Genomic DNA, 10530 nt, shown 5'->3' with positions numbered 1-10530 from the left:
AGGCATGACAAAAGGCCCGAACCCACATCCGTGGGTTCGGGCCTTGCCGATGTCCTGAGACATCACATGGTCGGGATGACAGGATTTGAACCTGCGACCTCGTCGTCCCGAACGACGCGCGCTACCAAGCTGCGCCACATCCCGTGAAGCATCCGGTCTCGGCCGGAAACAACTGCTCCATCATAGCCATCCGGCCGGGCGGGTGGGAAATCGGGTGCCCGCGGCTGTGTCGCAGGGGTGGTGCATGACCTGTGGACCGTTGACCGGAGGCCCTGCTTGTGCTTCTGTGATCGCACAGTACCGTCGGTCCACGGCGGACGTCGCGGGGGACGTCCTGCCGGAACATTCGCGGCGCCATGTCTCGGGGGAGGGATCGTGCGTCGACGAGCATTCAGCAGAGGATTCGCCTCGGTCGTGCTGGCGGTGGTCCTGTCGCTCACAGCCGGTGGCCCCGCTGCGGCTCTCCCGGCAGGGCCCGACGGCGCCACCTCGACGGAGGAGATCACCGAGGCCGTCACCGCCGAGCAGCTGGAGGGCCACCTCCAGGCGTTCCAGGACGCCGCGGACGCCCACGGCGGCAACCGCGCCGTCGGTACCGACGGTTACCGAGCGAGCGTCGACTACGTCGTCGAACGGCTGCAGGCCGCCGGCTACGACCCCCGGGTGCAGGTCTTCACGGTCCCGGGTGACGAGGACCACGACGACTACCACGACGACTACCACGACGACGACCACGACGAGGACTCGGCCACGGAGCGCCGTGTGACGTACAACGTGCTGGCGGACACGGCCACGGGGGACCCGGACAGCACCGTGCTGGTCGGCGCGCACCTGGACAGCGTGCCGGAGGGCCCCGGCCTCAACGACAACGGCTCCGGCGCAGCGGGCGTCCTCGCGGTGGCCGAGGCCCTGGCCGGCACCGACGTGCAGAACAGGGTGCGCTTCGCCTGGTGGGGCGCGGAGGAACTGAACCTCAACGGCGCCGACCACTACGTCTCCGACCTCCGGGCCAACGACCCCGGGGCGTTCGAGGACATCGCGATGTACCTGAACTTCGACATGATCGGTTCTCCCAACTACGGGCGTTTCGTCTACGACGGCGACGCGTCCGGGAGCAGCTGGCACGGCGACTCCGTCGAGGCTCCGGACGGATCGGACGCCATCGAGGCGGCGTTCGAGGGCTACTTCGAGTCCGTGGGGATCGCCGCCGACGAGGTGCCGCTCGACGACGGCAGCGACCACCTCGTGTTCGCCGGGGCCGGGATCCCCGTGGGTGGTCTCTTCACCGGCGACACGGGCGAGAAGACGCGCAGGGAGGCCGCCCGGTACGGCGGCGAGGCCGGCGTGGACTACGACCCCTGCTACCACTCCGCCTGCGACGACCTGGACAACGTAGACCTCCAGGTCCTGGAGGAGATGAGCGACGCCACGGCCGCGGTCGTCCTGGGCTTCGCGTCCTCCACGATCGACGACGGGGCGCCCCTCCGGCCGCCGGACGGGTGGCCACGCCGCGGGGCGCTCGAGGAGCTCGGGCCGGTCCTCGTCGGTCTCGCCGCCGTGAGCGTGCTCGTCGCGGCAGCCGTCGCGGCGGCCGTCGCCGTGCGGCGCCGCGCCCGCGGGCGCCGGTGAGTCGGGCCGGCTGGAGTTGTCCCCCAACTAGTGGACAAAAGTTATTGACCGGTCGGTAACTCATTTGTGAGCATGTGCAAATCCGAGTCATCCCTCGATGACTGTGAACCGCGTCACGGCCGGGCTACCTCCCGGCCGCCGCTCACCTGGAGGTTCCATGCCCGTTCGCAATCCCAGCCACTGGATCACCGCAGCCGCCCTGGCCGGCGCCCTGACCCTGACGGCGACCAGTGCCGTCGCGGCCCCCACCCGCGACACCAGCAACAACAACACCACCCACAAGATCACCCAGGCCGTCTCCCAGCAGAAGCTCACGGAGCACCTGAACGCCTTCCAGTCGATCGCGGAGGCCAACGACGGCAACCGCGCCTCCGGCACCTCCGGCTACCAGGCCAGCGTCGACTACGTGGTCGAGAGGCTGCGCGCCGCCGGCTACACCCCGGAGGTCCAGGAGTTCGACTTCCCGTTCTTCCAGGAGCGCACCCCCGCCACGGTCGCCGCGGACGGCACGCAGCTCGCCGCCGGGGACGTCGCGGTGATGACCTACTCCGGCACGGGCACCGTCACCGCCCCCGTGCAGGCCGTGGACACCACCGGAGCCCGGGTGGGCAGCACCAGCGGCTGCGAGGCGAGCGACTTCGCCGGCTTCGAGGCGGGCAATGTGGCCCTCTTGCAGCGCGGCACCTGCTCCTTCGGGATTAAGGCCGCCAACGCGGAGGCCGCGGGCGCCTCCGCCGTGCTGATCTTCAACACGGGCCTGCCGAACGCGGAGGACACCGTCGCCGGCACCCTGGGCTCCCCGGAGGCCACGTCCCTGCCGACGGTCGGGCTCAGCTACCAGGCCGGCGTGGACCTGCTGGACGCCCAGGAGGTCACGGTCGCCACGGACACCGTCTCGGCGACCCGCACCACCTACAACGTCCTCGCCGAGACCGGCTCGGGCGACCCCGAGAACACGGTGATGGTCGGCGCGCACCTGGACGGCGTGCTCGAGGGCGCGGGCATCAGCGACAACGGCACCGGGTCGGCCGGCATCCTGGCCATCGCGGAGGCGATGGCCAAGACGAAGACCGAGAACACCGTGCGCTTCGCCTGGTGGGGCGCGGAGGAGCTCGGCCTGCTGGGAGCCGAGCACTACGTGACCGATCTGCGGAAGAACGACCCGGAGGCGTTCGAGGACATCGCGATGTACCTGAACTTCGACATGATCGGCTCCCCGAACTACGGGCGCTTCGTCTACGACGGGGACGCCTCCACCTTCGACCCCGGCGACACGAACGTCCCCGAGGGCTCCGCGGCGATCGAGGCGGCGTTCCACGAACACTTCGCCTCGGTGGGGCTGGCCTCCGGCGACACCGAGTTCAGCGGCCGCAGCGACTACGGGCCGTTCATCGAGGCCGACATCCCCTCCGGCGGTCTCTTCACGGGCGCCGAGGGCGTGAAGACCGAGGAGCAGGCCGCACTGTACGGCGGCCAGGCCGGTGTCGCCTACGACTCCTGCTACCACTCGGCCTGCGACGACATCTCGAACGTGAACCTCCAGGGCATGGAGGAGATGTCCGACGCCGCCGCGGCCGTCGTCCTGCGCTACGCGACGTCCACCCACGACGTCAACGGCGAGGGCAAGCCCTACCAGCAGAAGGGCAAGGGCGCCGTCGGGCACCCCAAGGGCGACGACCGCGGCCACGGCCCGCACTCCGAGCACGGTCGCGGCCACGGCCACGGGCACGGCCACGACAAGGCGGCCGCCTGACGGTCCCGAGGCCCAGTGAACGGCCCCGCCCCCGGCGCGTCTCGCGCCGGGGGCGGGGCCGTTCGCTGCGCCACAATCCGCTCAACCGTTGTGCCGCTGACGTGCAGTTGAGATTCTGGGCACAGGGCTCCACCAGCACGATGGAGCCGACCCCACGGTCGAGCCCCCGATCGGCCCCTGCCCCGGGAGATCCCATGCGCCACCGCACCCACCACCACCGGACCGTGGCCGCCGCCACCCCGACCGCGACGGGGTGGTCCCGGTGACCGCGGCGGGCGTGCCCGTCGGGAAGGTGCTGGAGCACCTCGAGGTGTTCCAGGCCATCGCCAACGCGAACAACGCCAACCGCGCCTCGGGCACGTCCGGCTACCGGGGCAGCGTGGACTACGTGGTCGGCCGGCTGCGAGCGGCCGGCTACGCCCCGCGGGTCCAGGAGTTCACCTTCCCCTTCTTCCAGGAGACCGCCCCGGCCACGGTCAGCGCAGGGGGACGGCAGCTTCCCGCGACCGACGTGGCGGTCATGACCTACTCCGGCTCCGGGACCGTGACGGCGCCGGTGCAGGCCGTGGGGACGACCGGCGAGAAGGCCGCGAGCACCAGCGGGTGCGAGGCCGGGGACTTCGCCGACTTCGTCCCGGGGAACATCGCGCTGCTCCAGCGGGGCACGTGCGCCTTCGGGGTGAAGGCCGCCAACGCCCAGGCCGCCGGGGCCTCCGCGGTGCTGATCTTCAACACGGGACTGGCCGGGGCCGAGGACGCGGTCGCCGGCACCCTGGGCGAACCCGGCGGGGTGACCGTCCCCGTGGTCGGCCTGAGCTACGCGGCGGGCGTGGCCCTGCTGGGCGGGGGCGAGGTGACGGTCAGCACGCAGACCGTCTCCGAGAGCCGGGAGACGTTCAACGTCCTCGCCGAGACGGACTCGGGGGACGGGCAGCGCACGGTCATGGTCGGCGCCCACCTGGACAGCGTCCCGGAGGGTCCCGGGATCAACGACAACGCGTCCGGCTCCGCGGGGATCCTGGCCATCGCCGAGGCGCTCGCCGGCACGGAGACCGCCAACGCGGTGCGCTTCGCCTGGTGGGGCGCCGAGGAGTTCGGCCTGCTCGGGTCCCGCCACTACGTCACGGACCTCAAGACCAACGACGCCGGGACCCTCGGGAACATCGCGCTGTATCTGAACTTCGACATGATCGGCTCCCCGAACCACGGGCGCTTCGTCTACGACGGCGACGCCTCGGCGTTCGGCCCGGAGGACGGCTCGGTGCCCGCCCCGGCGGGCTCGGCCGCGATCGAGGCGGCCTTCCACGAGCACTTCGGCTCCGTGGGCCTTGCCTCCGGCGAGACGGAGTTCAGCGGCCGCAGCGACTACGGGCCGTTCATCGCCGAGGGGATCGCCTCCGGCGGTCTGTTCACCGGGGCGGAGGGGATCAAGACCGTGGAGCAGGCGGCGCTGTTCGGGGGCCGGGCCGGCATCGGCTACGACTTCTGCTACCACGCGTCCTGCGACGACCTCAGCAACGTCGACCTCCGGACGCTGGAGGAGATGACCGGTGCGGCCTCCGCCATCGTCCTGCGCTTCGCGAACTCCAGCGAGGACCTCGAGACGGAGGGCCGGCGGCTGCTCGGCATCGTGGCGCCCGTTCCCCCCGCCGCTGTCGACCAGGGCCGCGGCCCGAGCAACGCCGCCGCGCAGAGGCAGGCCGAGTGAGGCGGCCGCACTGAGGCCGATGCGGTTCCCGGCGCCACAATCCGTCCGGTCATTGTGCCTCTGACCTGGAGCTGAGATCCTGTGCGCAGGACTCCACCCGCCCGATGGGGCCCATGACGGACACGGTCGAGCCCCCGATCGGCCTCAGGCCCCGGGAGAACCCATGCCGCACCCCACACCCCGCCGTTGGACCGTGGCCGCTGCCCTGGCCGGCACCCTCGCGCTCACCGTGCCGAGCGCCGTCACGGCGGCGCCGAAAGAGGCCGACGACGCCGGAGCGCTCGCCCCGACCGCCGCGGCCGTGCCCGTGCAGCAGGTGCTGGACCACCTCGAGGTGCTCCAGGCCGTCGCCCACGCCAACGGCGGCAACCGGGCCTCGGGCACCCCGGGCTACCGGGGCAGCGCGGACTACGTGGTCGGCCGGCTGCGCGCCGCCGGCTACGCCCCGCGGGTCCAGAGCTTCTCCTTCCCGTTCTTCCAGGAGGTCGTCCCGACCACCGTGGCCGTGCCCGGCCCGGGCGGTGTCCCGCGGACCCTGACCGCGGCGGAGGCGGCCGTCATGGTCTACTCGGGCTCCGGCACGGTGACCGCCCCGGTGCAGGCCGTGGACACCGCCGGCGCCCCGGCGGCGAGCACGAGCGGCTGCGAGGCCGAGGACTTCGCCGGCTTCACGGCGGGCAGCGTGGCCCTGCTCCAGCGGGGCACGTGCACCTTCGGGGTGAAGGCCGCCAACGCCCAGGCCGCCGGGGCGTCCGTGGTGCTGATCTTCAACACCGGTCTGCCCGGCGAGGAGGGCGTGGTCGCCGGCACGCTCGGGGAGCCCGGTGCCACGACCCTCCCGGTGGTCGGTCTCAGCCATGCGGCAGGGACGGCCCTGCTGGGCGGGGGCGAGGTGACCGTGACGGCCCAGACCGTCTCCGAGAACCGCGAGACCGTCAACGTCCTGGCCGAGACGGGCTCGGGCGAGTCCGGGAGCACGGTGATGGTCGGCGCCCACCTGGACAGCGTCCCCGAGGGCGCGGGCATCAACGACAACGGCTCGGGCTCCGCGGGGATCCTGGCGATCGCCGAGGCGCTCGCGGGCACGGAGACCGCGAACACCGTGCGCTTCGCCTGGTGGGGCGCGGAGGAGTTCGGCCTGCGCGGCTCCAGCCACTACGTCGCGGACCTGAAGGCGAACGACCCCGCCGCGCTGGAGGACATCGCCGTGTACCTGAACTTCGACATGATCGGCTCCCCGAATTACGGGCGCTTCGTCTACGACGGCGACCACTCCGCTTTCCCGCCCGTGCAGGGCCCCGACGGGCCCGTGATCGCCCCGGCGGGCTCGGCCGCGGTCGAGGCGGCCTTCCACGAGCACTTCGGCTCCGTGGGGCTGGCCTCCGGCGAGACGGAGTTCAGCGGCCGCAGCGACTACGGGCCGTTCATCGCCGAGGGCGTCCCCTCCGCGGTCTGTTCACCGGCGCCGAGGGGATCAAGACCGCGGAGCAGGCCGCGCTGTTCGGCGGCCGGGCCGGGGTCGCCTACGACTTCTGCTACCACGGCGCGTGCGACGACCTCGCCAACGTCGACGCCCGGGGGCTGGGCGAGATGACCGACGCGGCGGCAGCCGTGATCCAGCGCTTCGCGGCCTCCACCCAGGACGTCGACGGCACGGGGGCGGACGAGGGCGCGCAGCAGGGCGGGCGCGGGCTCCCGCTCGGTCCGGCCACCGCGGACCAGGGGAGCGGCCCGCGCAGCGCCGCCGAAGACGTGCCGGTGCAGTGAGCGGCGGGCGGTCGGGACCGGGCGGCCCCCCGACCTTCCTCCGCACAGTCGTTGTCGGGGGGGCGGTGGCGTTCCACGACGGCAGGACGAGTCCCCCCGGAGCACCCGCGCCGCCACCGCCACTCCGCGCCCCATTGCTCACCCGGCCACCGGATGGGAGGGTGAGGCCATGACTCCTCCCCGGACCCCCGACCGCTCGGCGCCGAGCCGGCGCGGCGTCCTGTTCGACGTCGACGGCACCCTCATCGACTCGAGCTACCTGCACACCGTCGCCTGGTGGCACGCCTTCAACCAGGCCGGGCACGACGTCCCCATGCACCGCATCCACCGGCTCATCGGCATGGGCTCGGAACAGCTGATCGACGAGCTGCTGCCCGCGGACCGGGACCGGGACGGGGACGACGCCATCGGCGCGGCCCACGGGGCCCTGTTCTCCGTGCACTGGCCGGGGCTCAAGCCCACCCGCGGCGCCGCGGAGCTGCTGCGCCGCTGCACCGACGCGGGGCTCGTGGTGGTGCTGGCGTCGTCGTCGAACGTCACCGAGGTGGCCGCCATGCGGGAGGCCCTCGGCTCGGACGACCTGCTCACGGCGGTCACGACCGCCACGGACGCCGAGCACAGCAAGCCCGCCCCGGACATCTTCGCCGCGGCCCTGGAGGCCGGAAACCTGCGCCCCGAGGACGCGATCGTGGTGGGGGACGCCCGCTGGGACGTCGAGTCCGCGTGGAAGCTCGGCCTCGACGCCGTGTGCCTGACCAGCGGCGGGATCAGCGAGACGGAGCTGCGCGAGGCCGGGGCCGTGGCCGTCTACGCGGACCCGCAGGCCCTCCTGGACGACTTCGAGAACAGCCCCCTGGGCCGGCTCGTCCCGGCGGGCTGAGCGCCCCCGCCGGCTCCCGCGCGGACCGCGCCGCGCACCACCGCGAACGAAAGGCCCCGGAATGACCACCGACGACAGACCCGTCCTCGTGTTCGACGTGAACGAGACCCTCTCCGACATGCGCCCCCTGCGCCACGCCTTCGAGGAGGTCGGGGTGCCGGGGGAGCTGGCGGCCACGTGGTTCGCCTCCGTCCTGCGGGAGGGCTTCGCGCTGGCCGTCCACGGCGAGGCCCAGCCGTTCTCCGTGCTAGGGCAGGAGACGGCGCGCGCGCTCTTCACCCTGCACCCGCCGGCCGGGGACGTCGAGCACGCCGTGGCCCACGTCCTGGACGCCGTGCAGCAGCTGCCCGTCCACGCCGACGTCCCGGACGGGGTGCGCTCCCTGGCCGACGCCGGGTTCCGGCTCACCGCCCTCACCAACGGCTCCGCGGCCACCGCCGAGGGCCTGCTGGAGCGGGCGGGCGTGCGGCAGCACTTCGAGCGCGTCTGCTCCGTCGAGAAGGCCCCCTGCTGGAAGCCGGCGTCCGAGGCCTACACCTGGGCGAGCGGGGCGTGGGGCGTGCCGTCGGAGCAGATGCTCATGGTCGCGGTGCATCCGTGGGACCTGCACGGCGCCGCCCGGGCGGGGCTGCGCACGGCCTGGATCGACCGGCACGGCTCGCCCTGGCCGGCGTACGCGCGCACCCCGGACCTCAGGGTGTCCGGGGTGCGGGAGCTCGCCGCGCGGCTGGCCGCCGGCGGCGCCGGGCCGACCGTCTGACGGCTCAGCTCACAGCTTGACGACCATCTTGCCGGTGTTGGCCCCGGCGAGCAGGTCGATGAACGCCTGCGGGGCGTCGTCCAGCCCTTCGCGCACGGTCTCGTCCCACCGGATCTCGCCGGCCGCGAGCCAGCCGGCCATCTTCTCGCGGAACTCCGGGCCCAGGTCCTGGTGACCGCTGACCAGGAAGCCCTGCAGGCTCAGCTGCTTGCCGATCGCCAGCGCCAGGTTCCGCGGCGCCGCCGGGGGCTCGGTCGCGTTGTACTGCGAGATCGCCCCGCACAGGCACACGCGGCCGTGGACGTTCAGCGCGGAGATCGCGGCCTCCAGGTGCTCGCCGCCCACGTTGTCGAAGTAGACGTCGATGCCCTCGGGCGCCGCGCTCCGCAGCTGGGGGAGCACCGGGCCGTCGTGGTAGTCGAAGGCGGCATCGAAGCCGAGCTCCAGCAGGCGGGCGACCTTCTCGGGCGAGCCGGCGCTGCCGACCACGCGGGCGGCGCCGCTGAGCTTCGCGATCTGGCCGACGAGCGAGCCCACGGCCCCGGCGGCGCCGGAGACGAACACCGTGTCCCCGGGCCGGAACCGTGCGGCCGCCATGAGGCCGGCGTACGCGGTGAGCCCCGGCATGCCGAGCACCCCCAGGTAGGCCGACTCCGGGGCGAGGGCGGGGTCCACCACGGTGGCCGAGGCGGCCTCGACGAGCGCGTGCTCCCGCCACCCGGCCCCGTGCAGCACCGTGGCGCCCACGGGCAGCTCGGGCGCGGAGGAGGCGATGACCTCGCCCACAGCGCCGCCGTCGAGCGGGTGGTCCACCTGGAACGGGGGGACGTAGGACTTCACGTCGTTCATCCGGCCGCGCATGTACGGGTCCACGGACATCCAGCGGTTGGCGACCACGACCTGGCCGGGACCGGGCGCGGGCAGCGCGGCCTCCTCGAGCCGGAAGTTCTCGGGGGTGGGGGTGCCGTCGGGGCGGGAGGCGAGCACGACCTGGCGGGTGCTGGTGGGGGATGTCATCGGTTCTCCTGGGGGTCGAGGGAAGGGTGCGGGGGAGCGGGGATCAGTCGTCGGCGACGGTCACGCGGACGTCGACGTTGCCGCGGGTGGCGTTCGAGTACGGGCACACCTGGTGGGCCTTGTCCGCCAGGGCCTGCGCGGTGGCCGGGTCGAGGTCGGGGAGCACGACCTCGAGGTCGACCTCGAGGCCGAAGCCGCCCTGGCCGTTGCCGCCGATGCCCACGCGGGCCCCGACGCTGGAGTCGCCGAGCTTCACCTTCTCCTGCCGGGCCACCATCTGCAGCGCGGAGTGGAAGCAGGCGGCGTAGCCCGCGGCGAAGAGCTGCTCGGGGTTGGCGCCGTCGCCGGAGCCGCCCATCTCCTGCGGGACGGCCAGGCCCAGGTCGATCCGGCCGTCGGTGGTGCGGGTGCGGCCGTCGCGGCCGGCGCCGGTGGCGAGGGCCTCGGCGGTGTAGACGGTGTCCATGCTGGTCACTCCTGGGTGTCGGTGGTGGTGGTTCGGGTTCCGGTGCTGTCCGCACCGGGGCGGTCCGCGGCGTGCGGATCGGCGGGGGCGCCGATCCGCCGGGCCAGGGTCCGCAGCGTCTCCATCTCGGCGGCGGTCAGCCCCGAGGCCTCCAGGACGCGCCGCTGCACGGCCGGGGCGCGCTCGCGCAGCCGGTGGCCGGACGGCGTGAGGTGGACGGTGACCCGCCGCTCGTCGTCGTGCCCCCGGCGGCGCTCGAGGAGCCCGCCGGTCTCCATCCGCTTGAGCAGCGGGGAGAGGGTGCCGCTGTCCAGGCGGAGGCGGGAGCCCAGCGCCGAGACGGTCTGGCCGTCCTCCTCCCACAGCGCGAGCAGCGCGAGGTACTGCGGATACGTCAGGCCGAGCTCGGCCAGCGGCTCGCGGTAGGCCGCGGTCGTGGCCCGTGAGGCGGCGTAGAGCGCGAAGCACAGCTGCGCGTCGAGCCGGAGATCTGCGTCCATGACCCCATGGTGGCACAGGTATCGGTTGAGCACAACTCAGTTGTGCACAA

General features: G+C 73.3%; 10 protein-coding genes and 1 tRNA gene. 7 read left to right on the top strand and 4 right to left on the bottom strand.

Features of this window, described 5'->3' with window-relative positions; translation table 11 throughout:
- Positions 1–67: 67 nt before the first annotated feature.
- Positions 68–144: transfer RNA gene (locus RF644_RS12490), tRNA-Pro, on the bottom strand.
- Positions 145–375: 231 nt separating this feature from the next.
- On the opposite strand from RF644_RS12490, the gene RF644_RS12485 reads away from it, so the two are divergent.
- From RF644_RS12485 to RF644_RS12455, 7 genes are all read left to right on the top strand, one after another.
- On the top strand, positions 376–1629 hold the full coding sequence (locus tag RF644_RS12485) for a M28 family peptidase (RefSeq protein ID WP_176337870.1): 1254 nt from the start codon (positions 376–378) through the stop codon (positions 1627–1629).
- A 157-nt stretch (positions 1630–1786) separates the two neighbouring features.
- On the top strand, positions 1787–3382 hold the full coding sequence (locus RF644_RS12480; RefSeq protein WP_368796737.1) for a M20/M25/M40 family metallo-hydrolase: 1596 nt from the start codon (positions 1787–1789) through the stop codon (positions 3380–3382).
- Positions 3383–3644: 262 nt separating this feature from the next.
- Positions 3645–5090 carry a M28 family peptidase gene (locus RF644_RS12475; RefSeq protein WP_368796736.1) on the top strand — a complete coding sequence of 482 codons (1446 nt, stop codon included), beginning with the start codon at positions 3645–3647 and terminating at the stop codon, positions 5088–5090.
- Between the two features lie 163 nt (positions 5091–5253).
- Entirely contained in the window at positions 5254–6684 is a 1431-nt protein-coding gene (locus RF644_RS12470) for a M28 family peptidase (protein ID WP_368796735.1), read from the top strand.
- Positions 6681–6857 carry a hypothetical protein gene (locus RF644_RS12465; RefSeq protein ID WP_368796734.1) on the top strand — a complete coding sequence of 59 codons (177 nt, stop codon included), beginning with the start codon at positions 6681–6683 and terminating at the stop codon, positions 6855–6857. Before RF644_RS12470 ends, RF644_RS12465 begins: the two co-directional genes overlap by 4 nt.
- 169 nt (positions 6858–7026) lie before the next feature.
- Positions 7027–7737: an HAD family hydrolase gene (locus RF644_RS12460; protein WP_109268175.1), complete on the top strand. Its 711-nt coding sequence runs from the start codon at positions 7027–7029 to the stop codon at positions 7735–7737.
- 61 nt (positions 7738–7798) lie between these two features.
- Positions 7799–8497: a haloacid dehalogenase type II gene (locus tag RF644_RS12455; RefSeq protein ID WP_368796733.1), complete on the top strand. Its 699-nt coding sequence runs from the start codon at positions 7799–7801 to the stop codon at positions 8495–8497.
- Positions 8498–8506: 9 nt separating this feature from the next.
- On the opposite strand, the gene RF644_RS12450 is transcribed toward RF644_RS12455, so the two are convergent.
- Genes RF644_RS12450 through RF644_RS12440 form a run of 3 tightly spaced genes read right to left on the bottom strand, consistent with a single transcriptional unit; the run spans position 8507 to position 10480 of the window.
- Positions 8507–9514 (bottom strand): NADP-dependent oxidoreductase, encoded by a 1008-nt coding sequence (locus RF644_RS12450; RefSeq protein ID WP_368796732.1) that lies wholly within the window; start codon positions 9512–9514, stop codon positions 8507–8509.
- Between the two features lie 43 nt (positions 9515–9557).
- Positions 9558–9980, bottom strand: a complete 423-nt coding sequence (locus RF644_RS12445; RefSeq protein ID WP_017832530.1) for an organic hydroperoxide resistance protein — start codon at positions 9978–9980, stop codon at positions 9558–9560.
- A gap of 5 nt (positions 9981–9985) precedes the next feature.
- The gene (locus RF644_RS12440) at positions 9986–10480 is read right to left on the bottom strand and encodes a MarR family winged helix-turn-helix transcriptional regulator (RefSeq protein WP_368796731.1); all 495 of its coding nucleotides are present in this window, start codon (positions 10478–10480) and stop codon (positions 9986–9988) included.
- Between the last annotated feature and the right edge of the window lie 50 nt (positions 10481–10530).

The organism is Kocuria sp. CPCC 205258 (genome assembly GCF_040981005.1).
Classification (GTDB): Bacteria; Actinomycetota; Actinomycetes; order Actinomycetales; family Micrococcaceae; genus Kocuria; species Kocuria rosea.
The sequence above is the reverse complement of the archived record's forward strand: the minus strand, read 5'-3'. Positions and strand labels throughout refer to the sequence as shown.